Origin of the sequence: Pantoea vagans (assembly GCF_001506165.1) — a bacterium.
GTDB classification, from domain to species: Bacteria; Pseudomonadota; Gammaproteobacteria; order Enterobacterales; family Enterobacteriaceae; genus Pantoea; species Pantoea vagans_C.
Map to the genome: position 1 here is coordinate 201,225 of NZ_CP011427.1, position 25,314 is coordinate 226,538.

At 51.9% G+C, this 25,314-nt stretch carries 23 protein-coding genes, 3 tRNA genes and 4 rRNA genes; 15 read left to right on the forward strand and 15 right to left on the reverse strand.

Going from position 1 to position 25,314, the window contains the following annotated elements:
- The first annotated feature begins 1 nt into the window (after position 1).
- The gene (gene zntR / locus LK04_RS01010) at positions 2 to 439 is read left to right on the forward strand and encodes a Zn(2+)-responsive transcriptional regulator (protein WP_039330877.1); all 438 of its coding nucleotides are present in this window, start codon (positions 2 to 4) and stop codon (positions 437 to 439) included.
- A gap of 50 nt (positions 440 to 489) precedes the next feature.
- On the forward strand, positions 490 to 708 hold the full coding sequence (locus LK04_RS01015) for an alternative ribosome-rescue factor A (protein WP_039330876.1): 219 nt from the start codon (positions 490 to 492) through the stop codon (positions 706 to 708).
- Between the two features lie 16 nt (positions 709 to 724).
- Here LK04_RS01015 and mscL read toward each other — a convergent pair whose 3' ends face one another.
- The 5 genes from mscL to def all read right to left on the reverse strand — a co-directional run bounded on the left by mscL (position 725) and on the right by def (position 5,462).
- On the reverse strand, positions 725 to 1,135 hold the full coding sequence (gene mscL, locus LK04_RS01020; protein ID WP_039330875.1) for a large-conductance mechanosensitive channel protein MscL: 411 nt from the start codon (positions 1,133 to 1,135) through the stop codon (positions 725 to 727).
- A gap of 110 nt (positions 1,136 to 1,245) precedes the next feature.
- Positions 1,246 to 2,622, reverse strand: coding sequence for a Trk system potassium transporter TrkA (trkA, locus tag LK04_RS01025; RefSeq protein ID WP_039330874.1), 1,377 nt, complete (start codon positions 2,620 to 2,622; stop codon positions 1,246 to 1,248).
- A gap of 31 nt (positions 2,623 to 2,653) precedes the next feature.
- Positions 2,654 to 3,940, reverse strand: a complete 1,287-nt coding sequence (gene rsmB / locus LK04_RS01030) for a 16S rRNA (cytosine(967)-C(5))-methyltransferase RsmB (RefSeq protein WP_039330873.1) — start codon at positions 3,938 to 3,940, stop codon at positions 2,654 to 2,656.
- 43 nt (positions 3,941 to 3,983) lie between these two features.
- Positions 3,984 to 4,928 (reverse strand): methionyl-tRNA formyltransferase, encoded by a 945-nt coding sequence (gene fmt, locus LK04_RS01035; RefSeq protein WP_039330872.1) that lies wholly within the window; start codon positions 4,926 to 4,928, stop codon positions 3,984 to 3,986.
- Between the two features lie 21 nt (positions 4,929 to 4,949).
- Positions 4,950 to 5,462 (reverse strand): peptide deformylase, encoded by a 513-nt coding sequence (def, locus tag LK04_RS01040; protein ID WP_039330871.1) that lies wholly within the window; start codon positions 5,460 to 5,462, stop codon positions 4,950 to 4,952.
- Positions 5,463 to 5,575: 113 nt separating this feature from the next.
- Between def and dprA the strand changes: the two genes are divergently transcribed.
- The 6 genes from dprA to LK04_RS01065 are packed head-to-tail and all read left to right on the forward strand — an operon-like array spanning position 5,576 to position 9,363.
- Positions 5,576 to 6,700 (forward strand): DNA-protecting protein DprA, encoded by a 1,125-nt coding sequence (dprA, locus tag LK04_RS01045; protein ID WP_039330870.1) that lies wholly within the window; start codon positions 5,576 to 5,578, stop codon positions 6,698 to 6,700.
- Positions 6,672 to 7,145: a DUF494 family protein Smg gene (smg, locus tag LK04_RS01050; protein ID WP_039330869.1), complete on the forward strand. Its 474-nt coding sequence runs from the start codon at positions 6,672 to 6,674 to the stop codon at positions 7,143 to 7,145. The genes dprA and smg overlap by 29 nt, the downstream gene beginning before the upstream one ends.
- A gap of 24 nt (positions 7,146 to 7,169) precedes the next feature.
- Positions 7,170 to 7,724, forward strand: a complete 555-nt coding sequence (locus LK04_RS19915; protein ID WP_071885712.1) for a type I DNA topoisomerase — start codon at positions 7,170 to 7,172, stop codon at positions 7,722 to 7,724.
- Positions 7,721 to 8,296: an L-threonylcarbamoyladenylate synthase type 1 TsaC gene (gene tsaC / locus LK04_RS01055; RefSeq protein ID WP_039330868.1), complete on the forward strand. Its 576-nt coding sequence runs from the start codon at positions 7,721 to 7,723 to the stop codon at positions 8,294 to 8,296. Before LK04_RS19915 ends, tsaC begins: the two co-directional genes overlap by 4 nt.
- A gap of 3 nt (positions 8,297 to 8,299) precedes the next feature.
- Positions 8,300 to 9,118 carry a shikimate dehydrogenase gene (aroE, locus tag LK04_RS01060; RefSeq protein ID WP_039330867.1) on the forward strand — a complete coding sequence of 273 codons (819 nt, stop codon included), beginning with the start codon at positions 8,300 to 8,302 and terminating at the stop codon, positions 9,116 to 9,118.
- On the forward strand, positions 9,115 to 9,363 hold the full coding sequence (locus LK04_RS01065) for a DUF1488 domain-containing protein (protein ID WP_039330866.1): 249 nt from the start codon (positions 9,115 to 9,117) through the stop codon (positions 9,361 to 9,363). The genes aroE and LK04_RS01065 overlap by 4 nt, the downstream gene beginning before the upstream one ends.
- On the opposite strand, the gene LK04_RS01070 is transcribed toward LK04_RS01065, so the two are convergent.
- Positions 9,339 to 9,893 carry a gamma carbonic anhydrase family protein gene (locus LK04_RS01070; RefSeq protein ID WP_039330865.1) on the reverse strand — a complete coding sequence of 185 codons (555 nt, stop codon included), beginning with the start codon at positions 9,891 to 9,893 and terminating at the stop codon, positions 9,339 to 9,341. The two genes, LK04_RS01065 and LK04_RS01070, sit on opposite strands and share 25 nt — an antisense overlap.
- A 495-nt stretch (positions 9,894 to 10,388) precedes the next feature.
- On the opposite strand from LK04_RS01070, the gene LK04_RS01075 reads away from it, so the two are divergent.
- From LK04_RS01075 to rrf (LK04_RS01105), 7 genes are all read left to right on the forward strand, one after another.
- Positions 10,389 to 11,928: ribosomal RNA gene (locus LK04_RS01075) — 16S ribosomal RNA — on the forward strand.
- A 74-nt stretch (positions 11,929 to 12,002) separates the two neighbouring features.
- Positions 12,003 to 12,079, forward strand: a tRNA-Ile gene (locus tag LK04_RS01080).
- 149 nt (positions 12,080 to 12,228) lie between these two features.
- Positions 12,229 to 12,304: transfer RNA gene (locus tag LK04_RS01085), tRNA-Ala, on the forward strand.
- Between the two features lie 203 nt (positions 12,305 to 12,507).
- Positions 12,508 to 15,413, forward strand: a 23S ribosomal RNA gene (locus tag LK04_RS01090).
- Between the two features lie 228 nt (positions 15,414 to 15,641).
- Positions 15,642 to 15,757: ribosomal RNA gene (rrf, locus tag LK04_RS01095) — 5S ribosomal RNA — on the forward strand.
- Positions 15,758 to 15,772: 15 nt separating this feature from the next.
- Positions 15,773 to 15,848, forward strand: a tRNA-Thr gene (locus LK04_RS01100).
- 180 nt (positions 15,849 to 16,028) lie between these two features.
- Positions 16,029 to 16,144 (forward strand): 5S ribosomal RNA (gene rrf, locus LK04_RS01105).
- The 16S, 23S and 5S rRNA genes sit together here with 3 tRNA genes alongside, the layout of an rRNA operon.
- Before the next feature lie 160 nt (positions 16,145 to 16,304).
- On the opposite strand, the gene LK04_RS01110 is transcribed toward rrf (LK04_RS01105), so the two are convergent.
- From LK04_RS01110 to LK04_RS01150, 9 genes are all read right to left on the reverse strand, one after another.
- The gene (locus LK04_RS01110; protein ID WP_039336895.1) at positions 16,305 to 17,066 is read right to left on the reverse strand and encodes an amino acid ABC transporter ATP-binding protein; all 762 of its coding nucleotides are present in this window, start codon (positions 17,064 to 17,066) and stop codon (positions 16,305 to 16,307) included.
- 8 nt (positions 17,067 to 17,074) lie between these two features.
- Positions 17,075 to 18,175, reverse strand: a complete 1,101-nt coding sequence (locus LK04_RS01115) for an amino acid ABC transporter permease (RefSeq protein ID WP_039336893.1) — start codon at positions 18,173 to 18,175, stop codon at positions 17,075 to 17,077.
- A gap of 15 nt (positions 18,176 to 18,190) precedes the next feature.
- On the reverse strand, positions 18,191 to 19,369 hold the full coding sequence (locus LK04_RS01120; RefSeq protein ID WP_039336892.1) for an amino acid ABC transporter permease: 1,179 nt from the start codon (positions 19,367 to 19,369) through the stop codon (positions 18,191 to 18,193).
- A gap of 66 nt (positions 19,370 to 19,435) precedes the next feature.
- Entirely contained in the window at positions 19,436 to 20,461 is a 1,026-nt protein-coding gene (locus LK04_RS01125) for an amino acid ABC transporter substrate-binding protein (RefSeq protein WP_039336890.1), read from the reverse strand.
- A 542-nt stretch (positions 20,462 to 21,003) separates the two neighbouring features.
- On the reverse strand, positions 21,004 to 21,300 hold the full coding sequence (fis, locus tag LK04_RS01130; protein WP_003855228.1) for a DNA-binding transcriptional regulator Fis: 297 nt from the start codon (positions 21,298 to 21,300) through the stop codon (positions 21,004 to 21,006).
- A gap of 24 nt (positions 21,301 to 21,324) precedes the next feature.
- On the reverse strand, positions 21,325 to 22,290 hold the full coding sequence (dusB, locus tag LK04_RS01135; protein WP_039336884.1) for a tRNA dihydrouridine synthase DusB: 966 nt from the start codon (positions 22,288 to 22,290) through the stop codon (positions 21,325 to 21,327).
- Between the two features lie 395 nt (positions 22,291 to 22,685).
- Positions 22,686 to 23,567 (reverse strand): 50S ribosomal protein L11 methyltransferase, encoded by an 882-nt coding sequence (gene prmA, locus LK04_RS01140; RefSeq protein ID WP_039336881.1) that lies wholly within the window; start codon positions 23,565 to 23,567, stop codon positions 22,686 to 22,688.
- 12 nt (positions 23,568 to 23,579) lie between these two features.
- Positions 23,580 to 25,025: a sodium/pantothenate symporter gene (gene panF / locus LK04_RS01145; protein ID WP_039336879.1), complete on the reverse strand. Its 1,446-nt coding sequence runs from the start codon at positions 25,023 to 25,025 to the stop codon at positions 23,580 to 23,582.
- Positions 25,015 to 25,257 (reverse strand): YhdT family protein, encoded by a 243-nt coding sequence (locus tag LK04_RS01150; RefSeq protein WP_039336876.1) that lies wholly within the window; start codon positions 25,255 to 25,257, stop codon positions 25,015 to 25,017. The genes panF and LK04_RS01150 overlap by 11 nt, the downstream gene beginning before the upstream one ends.
- Between the last annotated feature and the right edge of the window lie 57 nt (positions 25,258 to 25,314).

Sequence of the window (25,314 nt, forward strand, 5' to 3'; positions counted from 1 at the left end):
CGTGTATAAAATTGGCCAACTGGCAAAACTTGCTGATGTTACACCCGACACCATCCGTTTTTATGAAAAACAGCAAATGATGGATCATGACATTCGCACTCAGGGTGGGTTCCGTCTTTACAGTGATGAAGATCTGCAGCGTCTGCGCTTTATCCGCTATGGGCGACAGCTTGGGTTTAGTCTGGATTCGATCCGTGGTCTGTTATCGATCCGTATCGATCCTGAACATCACACTTGCCAGGAATCGAAAGCGATCGTCGCTAAGCGCTTAGAGGAAGTGAATGGCATGATCGCAGAACTGCAAATCATGCAGCGCTCACTGGAACGTTTAGCCGAGACCTGCTGCGGCGATCAGCACAGCAGTGCCTGTTGCTCTATCCTTGAAGCGCTGGAAAAAGGAGAAGAACCGCATGCAGAAATTTGTTGTAGCAAAGATTGAATTTCACACGGGAAAGCCTATAGTTTCGCCATCATTCACTGGAGGACATTATGAGCCGCTATCAGCATCGAAAAGGTAAGATTAACGATAATGCCATTGAGGCACTGCTTCATGACCCGCTATTTCGTCAGCGAGTTGAGCAAAATCATAAAGGGAAAGGCAGTTATCGACGCAAAGATAAACATGCAAAAGGCGGGAACTGGGAGGCCGGTGGTAAGCAAAAATGTTTACCACTGGCCTTCTGCTTTACGGTCAAAAAAGCCGCCTGAGTGGGCGGCTTTCTTATTACACTTTGGTGTTTTGTTGCTTCAGTAAATCACGGATTTCAGTGAGTAACACTTCTTCATTGGTTGGTTTTGGTGCTGGCTTTTCCACTTCTTTTTTCTGATACAGCTTGTTCATGACTTTGATTGCCATAAAGATAGCGAAGGCTACGATGACAAAATCAAAGATGGTTTGAATAAAAGTGCCGTACTCCATCACCACTGCAGGGATATCACCTTCAGCGGGTTTTAGTACCCACTTAAACTGTTTGAAATCGACGCCGCCAATCAGCAAGCCCAGTGGCGGCATAATGATGTTAGCAACCAGCGATGAAACAATCTTACCGAAAGCGGCACCGATAATGACACCGACTGCCAGGTCAACCACGTTCCCACGCATTGCAAAATCACGAAACTCTTTGAATAAACTCATTGTTATCTCCTTGCCTTGGCCAATGGCTAAAGTCTAACAAACCTTTGTGCAATTGCCATTATCACAACGGATTAAGCAGAATTATCACGGCGGGCAATCGCCCGCCACGATCAGAGGAAGAAAGGACTCGGCTGGAACAGGCGCTCGACATCGGGGACAAACTTCTTATCTGTCAGGAACATAATCACATGGTCGCCCTGTTCAATACGGACATTATCGTTAGCGATGATCACATCATCCCCCCGCACAACTGCACCAATAATGGTTCCCGGCGGGAGTTTGATATCTTCAATTAGGCGGCCCACCACGCGCGAGGTTGTCTCTTCACCATGAGCGATCGCTTCAATCGCTTCAGCGATGCCGCGTCGTAATGATGAAACACCGACAATGTCGGCTTTACGCACGTGACTCAGCAGGGCCGAGATCGTCGCTTGCTGCGGGGAGATCGCAATATCGATCACGCTGCCTTGTACCAGATCGACATAAGCGCGGCGCTGGATCAATACCATTACCTTTTTGGCGCCCATCTTCTTGGCCAACATGGCCGACATGATATTGGCTTCGTCATCGTTGGTGACGGCAATAAACAGATCGACCTGTTCGACATGCTCTTCGGCCAGTAACTCCTGATCTGAGGCATCACCGTAAAACACGACGGTATCGTGCAAACGTTCCGCCAACTCAGCAGCGCGCTGTTGATTACGTTCGATCAACTTCACGCTGTACTGTTTTTCGAGGCGCTGCGCAAGCCCAAAGCCGATGTTGCCACCGCCGACTAACATAATACGTTTGTAAGGCTTCTCCAGACGCTGCATTTCACTCATTACCGCGCGAATATGCTGGCTGGCGGCGATAAAGAACACTTCGTCTCCGGCTTCAACAATGGTTGAGCCTTGAGGGCGTATAGGGCGATCCTGGCGAAAAATAGCGGCGACTCGCGTGTCGATGTGCGGCATATGCTCACGCAGTATGGACAACGGATTTCCGACCAACGGGCCGCCATAATAGGCTTTCACCACCGCGAGGCTGACCTTTCCTTCGGCGAAATTCACTACCTGTAAAGCGCCTGGATATTGAATCAAGCGGTAAATGTTGTCGATCACCAACTGCTCAGGCGAAATGAGGTGGTCAATCGGTACGGCTTCTGGCACGAACAATTTTTCCGCATCACGCAGGTATTCGGCTGCGCGAATACGTGCGATGCGGTTTGGCGTATTAAAAAGCGAGTAAGCGATCTGACAAGCGATCATGTTGGTTTCGTCAGAATTGGTCACGGCAACCAACATATCGGCATCTTCTGCTCCGGCCTCACGCAGTACGCGTGGATGGGAACCATGGCCGTGCACAACGCGCAGGTCGAATTTGTCCTGTAGTGCCCGCAGACGTGTTGCATCCGTATCGACTACGGTGATGTCGTTATTTTCACCCACCAGATTTTCTGCGAGTGTACCGCCTACTTGCCCGGCGCCGAGGATAATGATTTTCATCGTTGGATCGCTCTTGTCAGAATGCGCTGCACTATTTTTTCATTAACTTAGCGTAAAAGAAGCCGTCACCGCCATCTACGCTGGGGAATACTTGCCAGCCGTTGATTTGGCCTTCTGGTAGCTTCTCCGCGACCGCATCTTTGTGCTTCGTCAGGAACGTCGCGATCTGCTGATGGTTCTCTTCAGGCAAAATTGAGCAGGTCGCATAAATTAGGGTTCCGCCAGATTTCAGACGTGGCCAGACAGCCTCCAGAATTTCCCCCTGAAGATTGGCCAACTCTGCAATGTCACGATCGCGTCGCAGCCATTTGATATCTGGATGGCGGCGGATGACGCCCGTTGCAGAGCAGGGCGCATCCAGTAAAATGCGATCAAACTGTTGCTCGCCACACCAGTCTGACGGTGTACGCCCATCACCCTGGCGCACCTCTGCTTGCATACCTAATCGCTGCAAGTTTTCATGCACGCGAGTGAGACGTTGTTCATCGATATCCACTGCCAGCACTTGAGCCTGCGGTGCAATTTCCAGAATATGCGTGGTCTTACCGCCAGGCGCGGCGCAGAGATCGAGGATGCTTTCGTTATTGTGCGGCTCAAGCAGCAGGGCGCAGCGCTGTGCGGAAAGATCCTGCACGGTAACCCAACCCTGCTCGAAGCCCGGGAGTTGACTGACGGGTGCCGGTGATTCAAGACGCAGTGCGTCTGGCGCATCGCCAACGAATGCGACTTTTTCTTCGGCTTGTAACAATTCCAGCCATGCATCGCGGCTATGATGCTGGCGATTGACGCGTAGCCACATCGGGGGGCGCTGATTATTCGCCTCCACGATCTGCTGCCAGTTTTCAGGCCAGGCAGTTTGCAGGCGTTTCAATAACCAACCCGGATGCCAGTAACGCTGTGGCCCTTGGTCTACCTCAGCCATCAGCGTTTCTTGCTGACGCTGGAACTGACGGAGTACGCCGTTAATCAACCCTTTTAAATTAGTGCGTTTCAGCACTTCGGCTCCGGCAACGGTTTCTGCCAGCGCGGCGTGAGCGGGAACACGGGTGTATAACACCTGATATAAGCCAACCATAATCAGATAATGCAGCACACGCTGCTTGCCGGTTAACGGGCGCTCCATCAGCTTACCAATTAACGCTTCGAGCTGAGGTAGCGTACGCATGACGCCAAAGCAGATTTCCTGCAGCAACGCACCGTCTTTATCTGCCAGACTTTTTTGCGCACCAGGCAGAATGGCACTTAGCGATTCCCCTTTATCGACTACGCGTTCAATCAGTTGCGCGGCGAGGCTACGCAGGTTGGTTGCTTTTTTCATATTCATTCATCAAACAAAAGCCCGGTATGAACCGGGCTGAGGGTCAGGCCAGAATGGTGCCAGTGGTGAACCATTCACGACGCGAATTGAGCAGGTCTTGTGCGGACATTGCCTTTTTGCCTGCCGGTTGCAGCGACAGTAGATTCAGTACACCGTCAGTGGTTGCAACCTGAATGCCGTTTTTATCGGCATGGATGATCTCGCCTGGTTGCTTATTCTGATGAGGTAAGACGCTGGCCTGCCAGACTTTGACAGGTTGCTCATCGACCAGAAAATAGCTCATCGGCCACGGGTTAAAGGCACGAATGCAGCGTTCAAGTTGAGCAGCAGAAAGAGACCAATCAAGGCGGGCCTCTTCTTTACTCAACTTCTCAGCGTATGAAACCAGTGCTTCATCTTGCACTTCTGGTTGCGCACTACCCTTGGCCAGCAGCTCCAGTGTGTCGAGCATGCCCTGTGGCCCAAGCTGCGCAAGCTTGTCATACAACGAGGCGCTGGTGTCTTCAGGGGTAATAGGGCAGGCAAGTTTATGCAGCATGTCGCCGGTATCAAGGCCAACATCCATTTGCATAATAGTCACACCGGTTTCACGGTCTCCAGCCCAGAGTGAACGTTGAATGGGCGCCGCTCCACGCCAGCGTGGTAGCAGCGAACCGTGCACGTTGATGCAACCCAGGCGCGGCATATCAAGCACCGCTTTTGGTAGAATCAAACCGTAGGCCACCACAACCATGATATCGGCTTGTAGCTCAGCCACCAGATGCTGATTTTCTTCAGGCTTTAATGATTTTGGCTGAAACACGGGAACATCATGAGCCTGCGCCAGAACTTTAACCGGGCTTGGGGTGAGTTTATTCCCCCGTCCTGCTGGACGATCGGGCTGGGTGAATACGCCAATCACCTGATGCTCAGAAGCAAGCAGCGCGTCAAGATGACGCGCTGCGAAGTCAGGTGTACCGGCAAAGATGATTTTTAGCGGTGCAGACACAGTTTAACCTTCTGTTAGTGCTCAGGCTTCGCGTGCGTTCATGCGGGCGAGCTTTTCCAGTTTCTGTTTGATGCGCTGGCGCTTCAACGGTGACAGATAATCGATGAACAGCTTGCCATCAAGATGATCGATCTCATGCTGAATACAGATCGCTAACAGGCCATCAGTTTCTAACTCGAAACTGTTGCCGTCACGATCTTGCGCCCGCACTTTGACCCATTCCGCACGCGGCACAAAAGCACGCTGTTCAGGAATTGAGAGGCAACCCTCATCAATGCCGGTTTCGCCACCTTTATCCAGCAGTTCGGGATTGATTAACACCAAGCGCTCGTCACGATTTTCAGAAACATCGATGACGATGATGCGTTGATGAATATCGACCTGAGTGGCCGCTAAGCCAATGCCTTCTTCGGCGTACATGGTTTCAAACATGTCGTCGACGATGCGCTGAACGTCTGCATTAACCGTCGCTACGGGCGCAGCGATTTTACGAAGGCGATCATCAGGGAAATGTAATACCTGCAAAACTGACATAAATATCCAGATCTGTATGCGTTAAAGAAAAGATTACTTCCTCATATTGTAGACTTTTTGATGCCTGATTGACAGCATTGCCCCGCATGATAGCGGGCTGAACGGAGTGCAGCATGGAGAGAGTTGAAGGGATGCTCAGGCTGGCAAATGTCAAAGGGCTGCGCGGCCATCGCGCCATGGATTTAGCGCAGTGTCTGCAGACCAACATGTCCCTGGATGATGAGTTCCTACGCCATCTTGGTTTAAATGACATACAGCGCCAGCAATTCAACGATCTTTGCCCGCGGCAGTTGGAACGCACGCACCAGTGGTTGCATGACCCGATGCACCATTTGATTGCCTGTGTTGATACGCGTTTTCCTGCTCGGCTAACGGAAATCAGCCAGCGTCCCGTATTACTTTATGTCGAGGGAAATACGGATGTTTTGCTGCAGCCGCAGCTGGCAATAGTCGGTAGCCGATATTGTTCACATTATGGCAAACAATGGGGGCACTGGTTTTCACAGCAGTTATCGCTGAGTGGGTTGGTGATAACCAGTGGACTCGCGCGCGGCATCGACGGTATTGCGCACCGTGCCGCACTGGAGGCTCAGGGAAAAACGGTTGCGGTGCTGGGCAGTGGATTGCAACAGGTCTATCCCAAAAGCCATCAGTCACTGGCAAAGGAAATCATAGATAACGAGGGCGCGCTGGTTTCAGAGTTCCCGCTCAATACGATACCGCATCCGCTGAACTTTCCGCGCAGGAATCGCATTATCAGTGGCTTAAGCCAAGGGGTGCTGGTGGTCGAAGCCTCGCTTAAAAGTGGTTCACTGATCACGGCACGCTATGCACTGGAACAAAATCGCAATGTTTATGCGCTGCCCGGTGCACTCGGGAATAAGGGATGTGAGGGGACGCATTGGTTAATCCAGCAGGGCGCACTATTGGTCGCACACCCCAATAACATTCTTGAAGATTTACACTCCGCGCTTGAATGGCTGCCAGCAACCACAACAGAAACAATATATTCACAAGACAGTGACGATGTTCCATTGCCATTTGCTAGCGTGTTGGCTAACGTAGGTGATGAGGTTACACCTGTTGACGTCGTCGCTGAACGTGCCGGCCAACCTGTGCCAGTTATCTCAGCCCAGTTGCTGGAGCTGGAGTTAGCAGGATGGATCGCAGCTGTACCCGGCGGCTATGTCCGATTGAGGAGGGCATGCCATGTTCGACGTACTTATGTACTTGTTTGAGACCTATATCCACAACGAAGCTGAAATGCGCGTTGACCAGGATAAATTGACCGATGATTTAACCGATGCCGGTTTTCATCGTGAAGATATCTACAATGCGTTGAATTGGCTTGAGCGGTTAGCGGATTATCAGGATGGTCTGGTCCCGCCAGTGTTGCTGGCTACCGATCCGCTCTCTATGCGAATCTACACGGAAGAGGAAAACCAGCGTTTAGATGCCGAGTGTCGCGGTTTTATTTTGTTCCTGGAGCAAGTTCAGGTGCTGAATATGGAAACGCGCGAGATGGTCATCGAACGTGTTATGGCCCTTGATACCCTGGAGTTCGATCTGGAAGACCTCAAATGGGTGGTGCTGATGGTGTTGTTTAATATCCCTGGATGTGAAAACGCTTATCAGCAGATGGAAGAACTGCTATTCGACGTCAATGAAGGTATGCTGCATTAATTTGCGATTAATACAGTCGGAATTATGAGTAAATCAGCATTATTCTCCGTGCGTAAACACGATCCCTGCCCCGCTTGCGGGGCAGATTTAGTGATACGTGCCGGTAAACATGGCCCTTTTCTTGGCTGTGTCAATTATCCAACCTGCGACTACATTCGCCCGCTAAAAAGCCAGGGTGATGGACACATTGTCAAAGTTCTGGAAGGTCATGCTTGCCCAGAATGTGGTGCGGACAAAGTTTTGCGTCAGGGAAGGTTTGGTATGTTTGTCGGATGTAGTCACTATCCAGAGTGTGATTATACCGAAACCATCGATAAGCCTGACGAAACTGCGATCGCTTGCCCCCAGTGTCAAAGTGGGAAATTGGTACAGCGGCGTTCACGCTACGGCAAAACCTTTCATTCCTGTGACCGCTACCCAGACTGCCAGTTTGCCATCAACGCCACACCGGTTGACGGTGTATGCCCACACTGCCAGTTCCCATTGCTCATTGAGAAGAAAACCGCACAAGGCATGAAGCGCTTTTGCGCCAGCAAACGCTGTGGCAAACCCATAGCTCAGGACGAATCATCATCATGAAACAACATCAGTATTTACCAGGCTCGCTTGATTTCTGCATTAAGCAACTCCAGCAGCAGGCAGTGATTGCTTATCCAACCGAAGCCGTTTTCGGTCTAGGCTGTGACCCCGATAGCGAAAGTGCGGTGATGGCGTTGCTGGCGCTTAAACAGCGCCCAGTTGAGAAGGGACTGATCTTAATTGCTGCCGATTACGCGCAGTTGGAACCTTATATCGCCGATCGTGAACTCACTGTTGTGCAGCGTGAGCGTATGTTTGCCAGCTGGCCTGGGCCCGTCACCTATGTGGTTCCGGCGACGCCTCACACCCCGCGCTGGTTAACTGGTCGTTTTGATTCGCTGGCTATCCGCGTGAGCGACCATCCTGATGTACAAGCGTTATGTCGAGGCTTTGGCAAACCCTTGGTATCGACCAGTGCAAATCTGTCTGGTGAGCCTCCATGCCGTAATGCCGAAGAGGTCGCACAGCAGTTCGGTACTGACTTCCCAGTGTTGCATGCTGCCACAGGGGGGCGACTCAATCCTTCAGAGATTCGCGACGTTATCAGCGGCGAACTTATTCGTCAGGGTTAATTCATGGAACATTTTGCCGTTTTTGGTCATCCCATTGCGCACAGCAAATCCCCGTTTATTCATGGCCTTTTTGCCGAGCAAACAGGTATTGATCACACCTATGGCCGTATTTGCGCGCCGCTTGATGGCTTCCTGCTATCAATCAGTGACTTCTTTGCCGCTGGCGGCAAGGGCGCTAACGTCACGCTGCCATTCAAGCAACAAGCGTGGGAATTCGCTGATGAGCTGAGTGAACGCGCAGCCTTATCCGGTGCGGTTAATACTCTGAAAAAAAGAGCGGATGGCTCCGTGTTCGGCGATAACACCGATGGCATCGGCCTGCTGAGCGACCTGCAGCGATTAGAGATGATTAGCCCTGGCGATCGTATTCTATTAGTGGGAGCGGGTGGTGCAGCGCGTGGTGTAATTTTGCCTCTGCTTTCTATGGGGTGTTCTGTTGTGGTGGCCAACCGTACCGTTGAACGTGCTGAGGAGTTGGCAGAGATATTTCAGCATAGTGGGAATATTCAGGCTGCACGTTTTACTGATTTATCCAGCAACACGTTTGACCTCATTATTAATGCCACCTCCAGTGGCGTCGATGGCAAAGTTCCGCCGTTGCCGGATACATTGATTTCCGCACAGACTCGTTGTTACGACATGTTCTATCAGCAGGGGCTAACGCCATTTCTGCTGTGGTGCCAGCAGCATGGCGCACACCAGCTTGCTGATGGCTTGGGCATGCTGGTGGGGCAAGCTGCGCATGCTTTCCAGCTATGGCACGGCACGATGCCGGAGATCACGCCGGTGATTGCTCAATTAAAGCAAGCGATGCAACAGTGAATCAGGCGATCCACTTTCCCGATCGTGAAAACTGGGATGAGGAGAAACAAGCGATCGTTTTTCCCGTCCTGGTTCAGGGAATGGGATTCACTTGCGCCATCCCTTCTGAAGCGTTGCATACCCGATTTGGTTCTGGAGAAGCGATGGCGCTGTTTTGCGCTCATCGCTGGGATGTGGAAGAGGAAGCCGAACAGCTGATCCGTGCAGACGAGATCAACGATCAAGGCTGGATCTGGCTCTCCTGATCGAGGTATTCATTCTTCCATCCAACATAGTTGTTTGATGAATAAAGTAAGCCCGCAATTTCAGTTTCGCTCAATGGGCGAACCTGCTTAACCGGGCTGCCGACATAGAGATAGCCGCTTTCCAGTCGTTTGCCGGGTGGCACCAGGCTGCCGGCACCAATCATGACATCCTCTTCTACAATTACGCCATCAAGCAAAATCGATCCCATCCCAACCAATACTCTGTCGCCAATACTGCAACCATGCAGCATGGCTTTGTGGCCCACCGTCACGTCTTCCCCAATCAATAATGGATAACCTTCTGGGTTGCTGGTGGACTTGTGCGTGACGTGCAACACGCTGCCATCCTGGATATTGCTTCTTTTACCTATCACCACTTTGTTCACATCACCACGAATAGCAACCAACGGCCAGATGCTGACATCATCGGCTAGCTGCACATCGCCCACTATCACGCTGCTGCGATCGATCATGACGCGATCGCCAGTTTGCGGAAAATGGTTCTTATAAGGTCGTAGGGCTTCTGACATGATCTTTCTCCTTTTGCACTTTATGTACCTAGCCTGCGGCTTATAGGGCTGGCAAACAAGATGATTTTTGAGCGGATCGCTCGCGATCGCAGCGAAAAGAACGAAAACTCGCCAGTCGATTAAAAAGATCGAAAAAAGGGGTTGTGCAAATAATTCGGATCCCTATAATGCGCCACCACTGAGACGGCAAAGCGACAACGCAGACGGCTCAGCAGGGAGTGAAGTGATTCACCCCGCCAGATGAAAAACGCTGAAAAAAGTGTTTGACTCTGAAGGAGGAAAGCGTAATATACGCCACCTCGCAACAGCAGCTTAAGGCGCTGATTGCACCGCTCTTTAACAATTTATCAGACAATCTGTGTGGGCACTCGCAGGATTGATATCAACGTCTCCGGACGTAAAAAATATCAAGTCTCACGAGTGAACACATAATGAAATTCATTATGACGTTTTACAGATGAGCATCGCTGCACTTGTTGCAGCAAATCAAGCTTTAAATTGAAGAGTTTGATCATGGCTCAGATTGAACGCTGGCGGCAGGCCTAACACATGCAAGTCGAACGGTAGCACAGAGAGCTTGCTCTCGGGTGACGAGTGGCGGACGGGTGAGTAATGCCTGGGAAACTGCCCGATGGAGGGGGATAACTACTGGAAACGGTAGCTAATACCGCATAACGTCTTCGGACCAAAGTGGGGGACCTTCGGGCCTCACACCATCGGATGTGCCCAGGTGGGATTAGCTAGTAGGTGGGGTAATGGCTCACCTAGGCGACGATCCCTAGCTGGTCTGAGAGGATGACCAGCCACACTGGAACTGAGACACGGTCCAGACTCCTACGGGAGGCAGCAGTGGGGAATATTGCACAATGGGCGCAAGCCTGATGCAGCCATGCCGCGTGTATGAAGAAGGCCTTCGGGTTGTAAAGTACTTTCAGCGGGGAGGAAGGCGGTGAAGTTAATAGCTTCATCGATTGACGTTACCCGCAGAAGAAGCACCGGCTAACTCCGTGCCAGCAGCCGCGGTAATACGGAGGGTGCAAGCGTTAATCGGAATTACTGGGCGTAAAGCGCACGCAGGCGGTCTGTCAAGTCGGATGTGAAATCCCCGGGCTTAACCTGGGAACTGCATTCGAAACTGGCAGGCTAGAGTCTTGTAGAGGGGGGTAGAATTCCAGGTGTAGCGGTGAAATGCGTAGAGATCTGGAGGAATACCGGTGGCGAAGGCGGCCCCCTGGACAAAGACTGACGCTCAGGTGCGAAAGCGTGGGGAGCAAACAGGATTAGATACCCTGGTAGTCCACGCCGTAAACGATGTCGACTTGGAGGTTGTTCCCTTGAGGAGTGGCTTCCGGAGCTAACGCGTTAAGTCGACCGCCTGGGGAGTACGGCCGCAAGGTTAAAACTCAAATGAATTGACGGGGGCCCGCACAAGCGGTGGAGCATGTGGTTTAATTCGATGCAACGCGAAGAACCTTACCTACTCTTGACATCCAGAGAACTTAGCAGAGATGCTTTGGTGCCTTCGGGAACTCTGAGACAGGTGCTGCATGGCTGTCGTCAGCTCGTGTTGTGAAATGTTGGGTTAAGTCCCGCAACGAGCGCAACCCTTATCCTTTGTTGCCAGCGGTTCGGCCGGGAACTCAAAGGAGACTGCCAGTGATAAACTGGAGGAAGGTGGGGATGACGTCAAGTCATCATGGCCCTTACGAGTAGGGCTACACACGTGCTACAATGGCGCATACAAAGAGAAGCGACCTCGCGAGAGCAAGCGGACCTCATAAAGTGCGTCGTAGTCCGGATTGGAGTCTGCAACTCGACTCCATGAAGTCGGAATCGCTAGTAATCGTAGATCAGAATGCTACGGTGAATACGTTCCCGGGCCTTGTACACACCGCCCGTCACACCATGGGAGTGGGTTGCAAAAGAAGTAGGTAGCTTAACCTTCGGGAGGGCGCTTACCACTTTGTGATTCATGACTGGGGTGAAGTCGTAACAAGGTAACCGTAGGGGAACCTGCGGTTGGATCACCTCCTTACCTGAAGATACCTTCCCGCGCAGTGCTCACACAGATTGTCTGATAGAAAAGTAACGAGCAGAAAAAACCTCTACAGGCTTGTAGCTCAGGTGGTTAGAGCGCACCCCTGATAAGGGTGAGGTCGGTGGTTCAAGTCCACTCAGGCCTACCAAATTTCTCCTCATGCTGCGTTAAAGCGCCGCTCGTATAGTCAACTATACGTCGCGACCCTTTGCCTTGCCTGAGAAGAAATTAGCATTCTTCGTGAGAAGGATGTGACTCCTGGTGAGTGGTAGTAGATGGTCTCTGCAGTAACTGTATGGGGCTATAGCTCAGCTGGGAGAGCGCCTGCCTTGCACGCAGGAGGTCAGCGGTTCGATCCCGCTTAGCTCCACCATTACAGTGACTCAAAACAATACTTCAGAGTGTACCGGCAACGGTGTGCTGCGAAGTATTATGCTCTTTAACAATCCGGAACAAGCTGAAAATTGAAACGACACGTCGTTTTCATTCTCCGTAATAAGAATGAAATTTACGATGTGTTCGAGTCTCTCAAATGCTTGCAGCTTGCATGCGTTGTAAAACGCCTGTGGGTTGTGAGGTTAAGCGACTAAGCGTACACGGTGGATGCCCTGGCAGTCAGAGGCGATGAAGGACGTGCTAATCTGCGTAAAGCGTCGGTAAGGTGATATGAACCGCTACAGCCGACGATGTCCGAATGGGGAAACCCGGTGCACTCTGTGCATCATCGTAACATGAATACATAGTGTTACGAGGCGAACCTGGGGAACTGAAACATCTAAGTACCCAGAGGAAAAGAAATCAACCGAGATTCCCCCAGTAGCGGCGAGCGAACGGGGAACAGCCCAGAACCTGAATCAGCTGGTGTGTTAGTGGAAGCGTCTGGAAAGTCGCAGGGTACAGGGTGATACTCCCGTACACAAAAGCACACCTTCTGTGAGTTCGAAGAGTAGGGCGGGACACGTGGTATCCTGTCTGAATATGGGGGGACCATCCTCCAAGGCTAAATACTCCTGACTGACCGATAGTGAACCAGTACCGTGAGGGAAAGGCGAAAAGAACCCCGGCGAGGGGAGTGAAACAGAACCTGAAACCGTGTACGTACAAGCAGTGGGAGCCTACTTGTTAGGTGACTGCGTACCTTTTGTATAATGGGTCAGCGACTTATATTCTGTAGCAAGGTTAACCGTATAGGGGAGCCGCAGGGAAACCGAGTCTTAACTGGGCGTTAAGTTGCAGGGTATAGACCCGAAACCCGGTGATCTAGCCATGGGCAGGTTGAAGGTTGGGTAACACTAACTGGAGGACCGAACCGACTAATGTTGAAAAATTAGCGGATGACTTGTGGCTGGGGGTGAAAGGCCAATCAAACCGGGAGATAGCTGGTTCTCCCCGAAAGCTATTTAGGTAGCGCCTCGTGAACTCATCTTCGGGGGTAGAGCACTGTTTCGGCTAGGGGGCCATCCCGGCTTACCAACCCGATGCAAACTGCGAATACCGAAGAATGTTATCACGGGAGACACACGGCGGGTGCTAACGTCCGTCGTGAAGAGGGAAACAACCCAGACCGCCAGCTAAGGTCCCAAAGTCATGGTTAAGTGGGAAACGATGTGGGAAGGCACAGACAGCCAGGATGTTGGCTTAGAAGCAGCCATCATTTAAAGAAAGCGTAATAGCTCACTGGTCGAGTCGGCCTGCGCGGAAGATGTAACGGGGCTAAACCATGCACCGAAGCTGCGGCAGCGACGCTTAGGCGTTGTTGGGTAGGGGAGCGTTCTGTAAGCCGTTGAAGGTGGCCTGTGAGGGCTGCTGGAGGTATCAGAAGTGCGAATGCTGACATAAGTAACGATAAAGCGGGTGAAAAGCCCGCTCGCCGGAAGACCAAGGGTTCCTGTTCAACGTTAATCGGAGCAGGGTGAGTCGACCCCTAAGGCGAGGCTGAAAAGCGTAGTCGATGGGAAGCTGGTTAATATTCCAGCACTTGGTGTTACTGCGAAGGGGGGACGGAGAAGGCTAGGTTATCCGGGCGACGGTTGTCCCGGTTTAAGCATGTAGGCGGGAGTTTTAGGTAAATCCGGAACTCTTTTAACGCTGAGGTGTGATGACGAGCCACTACGGTGGTGAAGTAACTGATGCCCTGCTTCCAGGAAAAGCCTCTAAGCTCCAGGTAACACGAAATCGTACCCCAAACCGACACAGGTGGTCAGGTAGAGAATACCAAGGCGCTTGAGAGAACTCGGGTGAAGGAACTAGGCAAAATGGTGCCGTAACTTCGGGAGAAGGCACGCTGTCGGTAGGTGAAGTCCCTCGCGGACGGAGCTGAAGGCAGTCGAAGATACCAGCTGGCTGCAACTGTTTATTAAAAACACAGCACTGTGCAAACACGAAAGTGGACGTATACGGTGTGACGCCTGCCCGGTGCCGGAAGGTTAATTGATGGGGTTATCCGCAAGGAGAAGCTCTTGATCGAAGCCCCGGTAAACGGCGGCCGTAACTATAACGGTCCTAAGGTAGCGAAATTCCTTGTCGGGTAAGTTCCGACCTGCACGAATGGCGTAATGATGGCCAGGCTGTCTCCACCCGAGACTCAGTGAAATTGAAATCGCTGTGAAGATGCAGTGTACCCGCGGCAAGACGGAAAGACCCCGTGAACCTTTACTATAGCTTGACACTGAACATTGAGCCTTGATGTGTAGGATAGGTGGGAGGCTTTGAAGCGTGGACGCCAGTCTGCGTGGAGCCATCCTTGAAATACCACCCTTTAATGTTTGATGTTCTAACGTAGACCCGTAATCCGGGTTGCGGACAGTGTCTGGTGGGTAGTTTGACTGGGGCGGTCTCCTCCCAAAGAGTAACGGAGGAGCACGAAGGTTGGCTAATCCTGGTCGGACATCAGGAGGTTAGTGCAATGGCATAAGCCAGCTTGACTGCGAGAGTGACGGCTCGAGCAGGTGCGAAAGCAGGTCATAGTGATCCGGTGGTTCTGAATGGAAGGGCCATCGCTCAACGGATAAAAGGTACTCCGGGGATAACAGGCTGATACCGCCCAAGAGTTCATATCGACGGCGGTGTTTGGCACCTCGATGTCGGCTCATCACATCCTGGGGCTGAAGTAGGTCCCAAGGGTACGGCTGTTCGCCGTTTAAAGTGGTACGCGAGCTGGGTTTAGAACGTCGTGAGACAGTTCGGTCCCTATCTGCCGTGGGCGCTGGAGAATTGAGGGGGGTTGCTCCTAGTACGAGAGGACCGGAGTGAACGCACCACTGGTGTTCGGGTTGTCATGCCAATGGCATTGCCCGGTAGCTAAGTGCGGAAAAGATAAGTGCTGAAAGCATCTAAGCACGAAACTTGCCCCAAGATGAGTTCTCCCTGAGCACTTGATGCTCCTGAAGGGACGTTGAAGACGACGACGTTGATAGGCCGGATGTGTAAGTGCAGCGATGCATTGAGCTAACCGGTACTAATGACCCGTGAGGCTTAACCTTACAACGCCAGAGGCGTTTTTGAGAAGACGCAAAAGTAGATTTTCAGCTTAGTTCACCGGATTTTAGATTTAGTTTTGTTCTGCGGACATGAGTACGAAGGATTTTGCGCTGAGGCAAGGCGCCGACCGAGACGGAACGAAGGAGCATACACAAGTATGTGACTGAGTAACGCGAGAGAAGGCAACGCCGCATCAGCACAAAAGACACAGGACAGAACACCAAGATTTGCCTGGCGGCTTTAGCGCGGTGGTCCCACCTGACCCCATGCCGAACTCAGAAGTGAAACGCCGTAGCGCCGATGGTAGTGTGGGGTCTCCCCATGCGAGAGTAGGGAACTGCCAGGCATCAAATTAAAGTGTGCTGATATGGCTCAGTTGGTAGAGCGCACCCTTGGTAAGGGTGAGGTCCCCAGTTCGACTCTGGGTATCAGCACCAGTTTTAAAGCGTGAGTTCGGTAAAAGAATTTGCAGTGCCCTGCGGACTCAAGTCCGAAGGATTTTACGCTGAAGCAATGCGGCAAGTAAGACGATGCGAAAGAGCATACTAAAGTATGTGACTGAGCAACGCGAATGCAGCAGTAGCGTAAAAGACACAGGACACGGCACACAGAATTTGCCTGGCGGCTTTAGCGCGGTGGTCCCACCTGACCCCATGCCGAACTCAGAAGTGAAACGCCGTAGCGCCGATGGTAGTGTGGGGTCTCCCCATGCGAGAGTAGGGAACTGCCAGGCATCAAACACAGAAGCCCTGAACGAAAGTTCAGGGCTTTTTTGTGCACAAAACCCCTGAAGATAACGTGTTAATCCTTTGTTTTCCCAGAGAACTACCATCTGAGAGCTGAAAAAAGCCCCTGATCCTGCGAACAGAGGCTTGAATCTAACGCTATGAAGTTTAGTGGATAACCTGAGACAGGAAGGCGCGGGTACGCTCAGATTTAGGGTTAGCAAAGAACTCTTCAGGCGGTGCCATTTCGACGATCTCCCCACGATCCATAAAGATCACGCGGTCCGCCACGGTACGCGCAAAGCCCATCTCGTGCGTCACACACAACATGGTCATGCCATCTTCTGCCAGACCAATCATGGTATCGAGCACTTCTTTCACCATCTCGGGATCGAGTGCTGAGGTCGGTTCATCGAACAGCATGATTTTGGGTTTCATACAGAGTGAGCGGGCGATAGCGACACGCTGTTGTTGTCCACCAGACAGCTGGCCTGGGAACTTGTGTGCATGTTCTGCGATACGTACACGTTGCAGGTAATGCATTGCCAGCTCTTCCGCTTCTTTCTTCGGCATCTTGCGCACCCAGATCGGTGCCAGGGTGCAGTTCTGCAACACGCTCAAGTGCGGGAACAAATTGAAGTGCTGGAACACCATGCCAACTTCGGTACGGACACGCTCAATATTGCGCACATCATCATTCAAATGAATGCCATCCACCACGATACGGCCTTGCTGATGCTCTTCCAGATGATTGATGCAGCGTATGGTCGTTGATTTGCCCGAGCCGGAGGGTCCGCAAAGGACAATGCGTTCACGCGGTTTGACTTGCAAGTTTATATCTTTAAGAACATGGAACTGACCGTACCATTTGTTCACGTTTTCAAGAGAAATCATCATGGCGTCAGCCGCATTACTCATCATATTTGTCATGTAAAACCTCAGTGCGCATTACGCCCGGTGTGAAAACGCTTCTCCAGATACTGGCTATAGCGCGACATGCTGAAACAGAAAATCCAGTAGACCATCGCAGCAAACACATAGCCTTCGGTCGACATACCCAACCAAGTGGGGTCAACGGTGGCTTGCTGCACGCTACTGAAGAGATCGAATAATCCGATGATGATCACCAGACTGGTATCTTTAAACAGGGCAATGATGGTGTTCACCAGCCCAGGTATGGTCAGTTTTAGTGCCTGAGGTAAAATGACCAGCAGCTGTGTTTTCCAGTAACCGAGTGCCAGGGATTCTGCCGCCTCAGTCTGGCCTTTTGGCAGTGCCTGCAGGCCACCGCGCACCACTTCCGCAACATAAGCCGACTGGAACAGAATAACGCCGACTAATGCACGTACCAGTTTGTCGATGGTGGTGCCTTCTGCCATAAATAACGGCAGCATGACTGATGACATAAAGAGCACGGTTATTAGCGGAACGCCGCGCCAGAACTCGATGAATATCACCGATAAAGTGCGTACCACCGGCATTTTTGAGCGACGCGCCAGCGCCAGTAAAATGCCCAGTGGTAGTGCGCCTGCGATACCCACTGATGCAATGATCAGGGTCAGCGTCAAACCGCCCCACTGGCGGGTTTCAACCCGGTCCAACCCCAAATAGCCACCGTACATCAGCAGCCAGACAGCGATGGGATAAACCACAGCCCAGCAGGCGATATAGCGACCACGATTTGGCATCGATTTGAGGAACATTGGAATGATGGAAATCAAGCCAATGACCAGCGCCAGGTTAATGCGCCAGCGCAGCTCGTGTGGGTATAGCCCATACATAAACTGGCCAAAACGCGCGTGGATAAATACCCAACATGCGCCCGCTTTGGTGCAATCAGCACGGGTTTCTCCAATCCAGTTTGCCTGGAATACCAACCAGTTCAATGCCGGCGGGATCAGGCTCCAGATGATCCAGATACTGAACAGCGTTAATAGCGTATTCAGCCAACTGGAAAACAGGTTTTTGCGTGCCCAAAGCCAGGCTTTTCCAAGCGCATTGCTGGGTACTGGTGATGTTTCGTGTGTGGTTACAGACATAATGATCCCGTTCTCTTAACGCTCAACCAGCGCAATTTTGCGGTTGTAGAGGTTCATCAGCAGCGAAATGATCAGACTGATGATCAGGTAGACCGCCATGGTAATCGCAATGGTTTCTATCGCCTGGCCCGTTTGGTTCAGCACGGTACCGGCGAACAACGACACCATATCCGGATATCCAATGGCGGCCGCCAGCGATGAGTTTTTCACGATGTTAAGGTACTGGCTGGTTAAAGGCGGGATGATCACGCGCATCGCCTGGGGAATAATGACCTGACGCATCGTGACTGGATTAGGCAAACCCAGTGAACGCGCGGCTTCATTCTGACCATGTGGTACGGACTGAATACCCGAACGGATCACTTCAGCAATAAATGATGAGGTGTACACCGACAACGCCACGGTTAACGCTGCCAGCTCAGGGATCATGACAAAACCGCCACGGAAGTTGAATCCGCGCAGTTCGGGTACATCCCAATGCATAGCCGCACCAAACAACGTGTGGGCGATCAGTGGCAGCAGCACAATCAATCCTACAGCGGCAGGCCATGTACGGCGCAACTGTCCGGTTTTCAGCTGATGCTTACGGTTGAAGCGGAACAGTGCCCAACTGGCGAAAAGTGCCAGTGCCAGTGCAATCAGGAAAGGCCAGGTGCCGGGCGCGTATTCAGGCCAGGGAATATACAAGCCACGATTACTGACGAAAGCCAGATCGAAGGCATTTAATGCCTGACGAGGCCCTGGCAAATTGCGCAGTACGGCAAAATACCAGAAGAAGATCTGCAGCAGCGGCGGAATGTTGCGGAACGTCTCGATGTAGATAGTGGAGAGTTTGCGCAGCAGCCAGTTGTCAGAAAGACGAGCAAGGCCGATGGCAAAGCCAAGAATAGAAGCAAACACAATACAGAGCGCAGAGACCAGCAGGGTGTTGGTTAACCCCACCATAAATACGCGCGCGTAAGTGTCGCCTTCAGTGTAATCAATTAGGTGCTGGACGATGCCGAAACCGGCATTGCGCTCAAGAAATCCAAAACCGGATGTAATGCCGCGATTGGCCAGGTTAATCACGGTGTTGTGGATGAGATATCCCACCACAGCGAAAACCACCACAATCGCGATGATCTGGTAAAGCCAGGCGCGAACCGTAGGATTACCAAATGAAAAATCCCTCTTTACGGTTGGGCGTTGTGACATGTTGAAACCTCAGTGAAGAATACGCGTGGGCACCGCAGGGTGCGGTGCCCGACTGGCAAGTCAGAATTAGCGTACTGGTGGAGCGTACTGGATGCCGCCCTGATTCCAGAGTGCGTTCTGGCCGCGCGCGATTTTCAATGCGCTGTCTTTACCAACGTTACGATCAAACACTTCCTGATAGTTACCGACCTGCTTGATGATGTTGTAAGCCCATTTGTTATCCAGCTTCAGATCTTTACCGAAGTCACCTTCAGCACCTAACAGGTGTGCCATATCAGGGGTAGTTGGTTTCGCTGCCATCTGGTCAACATTCTTCGAGCTCACGCCCATCTCTTCCGCGTTCAACATGGCGTAGAGTGACCACTTGACGATGGTGAACCAATCGTCATCACCACGACGAACCACCGGGCCCAGCGGCTCTTTAGAGATCACTTCTGGCAGCACGATGAAATCATCTGGCTTGCCGAGTTTAACGCGCAGTGCATACAGCTGAGATTGGTCAGAAGAGAGGGTATCGCAGCGACCGCTGTCGAGTGCTTTCGCGGATTCGTCAGAGCGGTCGAAGGTTACTGGGGTGTACTGCATTTTATTGGCTTTAAAATAGTCAGCCACGTTCAGCTCGGTATCGGTACCAGCCTGGATACAGACAGTGGCGCCATCCAATTCTTTTGCACTTTTCAGTCCGGCTTTCTTATGGGTCAGGAAGCCGATACCGTCATAGTAGTTTACGCCAGCAAACAGGAAGCCCATGCCGCCATCGCGTGATGAAGTCCAGGTGGTGTTACGTGACAGAATATCCACTTCGCCTGACTGCAGCGCAGTGAAGCGCTCTTTGGCTGTCAGCGGGGTGTATTTCACCTTGCTGGCATCACCAAATACCGCCGCCGCAGCAGCGCGACAAACGTCCACGTCGATACCGGTAAATTTGCCGCTTGCATCAGCATAAGAGAAGCCTGGCAGGCCGTCGCTGATACCGCACTGAACGAAACCTTTCTTCTTAATGGCATCCAACGTGGTGCCCGCATGCGCTTGTTGAGCAACTGCGAACAGCGAGGCAGCAGCGACCAGGGTGGAAAGCATCATCTTTTTCATAAAGCATCCTGTGTGGCGAGATCGTGTGTTGTTATGTTTACGCGCACTTTTATGTGCGCTTTTTTCTGTCTGTGGCGGTGAGCCATCCACAACTCTGCAAAGGTAATGCCAGGTTTGCAGAATCCTGAATTCACTGGAAAGATCTTTTAATAAACTGAAAGAACCAGAAAGTTATGGCTACTATGGCGCACCAAAAGGCAGCATGACGAGACGCCACGATCACAAATAGTGCAAAAAGTTTCACTATATGGAAGCAGTGTGAGCTATCACTCAGGACAAAATGTATAGGTTTGCAAGCTTACGTCTGAAAGGGTGCAGGATCACAGTGAGAAAGGGCTGGCGGGCGTTATGGCGCACAAGCACAGGGACATTTTAGGACAATGCGTTAGCGCTTAGGGTGACACAATATCACGGATGCAATTGCAACTATCGTTACCATATCCGCGACAATTGTTTCATGCGTTGTTAACGCAGGGAAACTATCTGGGCGATACAAACAAAAACGCCAACCCGAAGGTTGGCGTTAGCGCAGCAAAGAACAATCAGTTCATGCCGTATTTTTTCAGCTTCTTACGCAGGGTACCACGGTTGATACCCATCATCAGTGCTGCACGGGTCTGGTTGCCACGGGTGTACTGCATGACCATGTCCAACAGAGGCTGCTCGACTTCAGCCAGTACCAACTCATACAGATCACTAACATCCTGACCATTCAGTTGAGCAAAATAGTTCTTCAGTGCCTGTTTAACCGAATCACGAAGTGGCTTTTGCGTCACCTGATCCTGTGAGTTAACGGTTGAAACGGTCAGTACATCAGAATTTACGCGTTGTTCGAACATAGTTCTTTCAGCTCTTTATTTCGTTTACGCAAGATTTTCGAAGTATGCCTCCAACGCCTCCAGCTGTTCGCTGGCATCCTCTATGGCGTTGAATGTGCGCCGAAACTGGTCATCAGGAGCACTTTCCTGTAAATACCAGGAAACGTGTTTACGAGCAATACGGTATCCCTTGCGCTGACCATAAAAGTCGTGCAACTCCCGTATGTGCCCAATCAGCATTTGCTTCACTTCAGCCAGCGGCTTCGGTGCCAGCAGCTCCCCTGTGTCCAGATAATGCTGGATTTCCCGGAAGATCCACGGTCTTCCCTGAGCAGCGCGACCAACCATCAGAGCATCGGCTCCGGTATAGTCGAGCACCGCTCTGGCTTTATGCGGGTCAGTAATGTCACCATTCGCGATGATCGGAATGGAAACGTTCTGCTTAACTGTCCGAATGCTGTCGTATTCAGCTTGCCCTTCAAACAAACAGGCGCGCGTGCGGCCATGAATGGTGAGAGCCTGAATGCCACAACGTTCAGCCAATTGGGCAATTTCTACACAATTACGATTATCTTTGTCCCAACCAGTGCGAATCTTCAGCGTAACCGGTACATCGACTGCGTTGACTACCGCAAGGAGGATAGACTCCACCAGTTGCGGATGCTGCAGCAGCGCTGAACCTGCCATCTTACGATTCACTTTCTTGGCCGGGCAGCCCATGTTGATATCAATGACTTGCGCGCCAGACGCCACATTAATGCGTGCGGCAGCCGCCATATCATCAGGATCGCAACCGGCAATTTGCACGGCGCGAATACCGGGCTCGTCACTATGCACCATACGCAAACGGGATTTGTCAGTGGCCCAAACTTCTGGGTTGGATGACAGCATCTCGGAGACAGTCATACCGGCGCCGTTCTCATAACACAAGGTGCGAAATGGCTTGTCGGTTACCCCGGCCATAGGCGCAGCGATGAGTCGATTACGTAGCTGATATTGTCCAATGCGCATGAAAAAGAAGTGACCCTAACTGTTCGCAAGGCGGCGTATATTACGCATTTTTTACCGAAGATGAAAGGCCAAACTTTGAACAATTCGCCGTCAAAGATCATGGAAATCGGCCTGAACATAAGCTCATCTTATAATAGTCTTTAAAATTCAGTGCATTAAAAAAATATGCTGAAATTGTGAACAAACATTTTTCTTAAAACATGCACAAAATCACAAAATAAAAACCGCTACATCAGGTAATTAGCCAAAGAAATGACGGCAATGTGATTATTAATTGTACTAATTTTGCGAGGGTAGGGTACAGGTAGGGCTTTTCAAAGCATGGCGATGGCGAATGTCAGGGCTCAGCGCTTCAAACGGTTAACTGGCCAGCTTGGGCTGGCCAGTGATGAAGACTAGCGACGTACGCCGGTGATGCGGCACCACTCTTCTTTCTCGGCCACCGGGTCCAGCGCAAAGCGTTCGGCATAGGCTTCGCAAACCCCTTCTGCCTGGCTTGCCAGTACGCCAGACAGCCCCAGATGGCCACCTGCTTTTGGCAAGACGCTAATCAGCGGTGCCAGCTCGCGCAGTGGGCCGGCAAGGATGTTAGCTACGACGACATCAGCCTGCAGGTTATCGGGCTGTTGGTGCGGTAGATAGAGTGAAAGACGTTCAGAGACGCCATTGCGCTCGGCGTTATCGCGGCTGGCCTGAATGGCTTGCGGATCGATATCGATACCGATGGCCTGTGCAGCCCCCAGTTTCAAGGCTGCAATCGCCAGGATCCCGGAACCGCAGCCGAAATCGATCACGGTTTTACCCTGTAAATCGAGACCGTCGAGCCAGGTCAGGCACAGTGAGGTGGTGGGATGGGTACCCGTACCAAACGCCAGTCCCGGATCCAGCATCACATTAACGGCGTTTGGATCGGGCACATCACGCCAGCTTGGACAGATCCACAGACGTTCACCAAAGCGCATTGGGTGGAAGTTATCCATCCATTCGCGTTCCCAGTCTTTGTCCTCGATCTGTTCGATCTTGTGGTGGAAGTGCGATCCCAGCAGGGGATGCTGGCTCAGTTCGGCTACCACATCGTCCATCTCAGTTTCGGCGTCAAACAGGCCAATCACATCAGTATCGCCCCACAGACGGGTTTCCCCTGGCAGCGGCTCATAAACCGGGTTGTCATGGGTATCCTGGAACGTCACTGACACTGCACCGACATCCATCAGTGCATCGCTAAGGGGTTCGGCATTTTCACCGGTACTGTTAATTTTGATTTGAATCCAAGGCATAGCGTTTCTCTTTTATTCCACTGCAGCATTGCGCACATCAGGCGTTCTGCCAAACAGGTTGCCTGCGATAAAGGCCAACAGGCTTAAGGTCAATGCGGGGACGATAGGGTGGAACCCCCACAGTTCGATATTCAGGCTAGCGAGCAAGGTATAACAGGCCGCACCCACCACCATGCCGCTAATCGCGCCAGTCGCATTCGCTCGCTCCCAGTACAGGCCCAGTACCAGTGGCCAAAGGAACACTGCTTCCAGCCCGCCAAATGCCAGCAAATTGAGCCAAATAATCATATCGGGCGGATTCCAGGCAGCCAGCAGTAATAGCACACCCAGCACAAAGGTGATGCTGCCTGACAGCATACGCAAGCGTGCTTCATTTTCGCTGTGCTGGGGCGCAACACGCAGGTACAGATCCTTGATCAGCGTAGCGGAGGATTGTAATAGCTGCGCGTTAATCGTCGACATGATTGCCGCCATCGGCGCGGCGAGGAATATGCCTGCCGCCATTGGAGGCAGCACCGTGATCATTAATGTCGGAATGACGCGATCGGGAACGGTCAGGTCTGGAATAATGGCACGCCCCAGCGCACCCGCCAGATGCATACCCAGCATCAGGATCACCACCACAATCGTGCCGAGCACAATACCGCGGTGCATGGCTTTACTGTCTTTATAGGAAATACAGCGCACAGCCGTATGCGGTAAGCCAATCACGCCAAAGCAGACCAGCACGGCGAAAGAGCTCAGGAAGGTGGGATTGATGACATTACCCACGCCTTCTGGCGAGACCAGCTGCGGGTCGATGGTGCGTAGTTTCGTTACGGCAGTTTCCAGCCCACCGGCTTGGTGGATAACGGCAAACAGCAGCAGGAAAGTGCCGATCAGCATCACCAGGCCTTGCATCGCATCATTGAGTACGCTGGCGCGGAAACCGCCAAAAGCCGTGTACAGTGCGATAGTACCGCCAAATATCAGCAAACCAGTGTCATAAGGAATACCTGCCGCCGTTTCCAGCAGACGAGCACCGCCGATAAATTGCACCGTCATCGCGCCGATAAAGGCCACTAACAAGCTAATGCTGGAAAGCCAAATCAAGAGCGTGCTGCCATACCGGCCATACAGCATGTCATTTAGCGTAACGGCATTGTAGCGGCGGGCCAGAATGGCAAATTTTTTGCCCAGCACGCTAAGGGAAAGCCACACGGCGGGCACCTGAATCATCGCCAGCAATACCCAGCCAAGACCGTATTTGTAAGCTGCACCGGGGCCGCCAATAAACGAGCTGGCACTGATGTAAGTGGTCGTGATAGTCATGGCCAGCACGAAGCCACCCATAGAACGGCTGCCGAGGAAGTATTCGCTCAGGAAGTTACCCTGGCGCTGTTTGCGCATGGCGAAAACAGACAGTGCCGCAATCAGCACCAGATAAGCCAGAAGTGGAAGAATGATTTCAGCGTCCATCATGGTCCTCCAGTGACATATCACGGAACAGGATGCGCACCATCAGCCAGCACAACACAATAAACAGCAGCGGTGCAAAGATGCAGGAAAGTTCGAACCAGCGAGGCAGGCCCAAAACACCGATTTCATCCCCACCTAACCAGGCGGAAAATCCCCAGACGGCAAGGTAAGCCAGCGTCAGATAAAAAGCCCAGCGCGCCTCTTTGTTCGCTTGCAAAAAACGCCAATCCATTATGTAACCTCAAAGGCGACAAAAATGAAAAAAGGCCGGATTAACCGGCCTCTGATT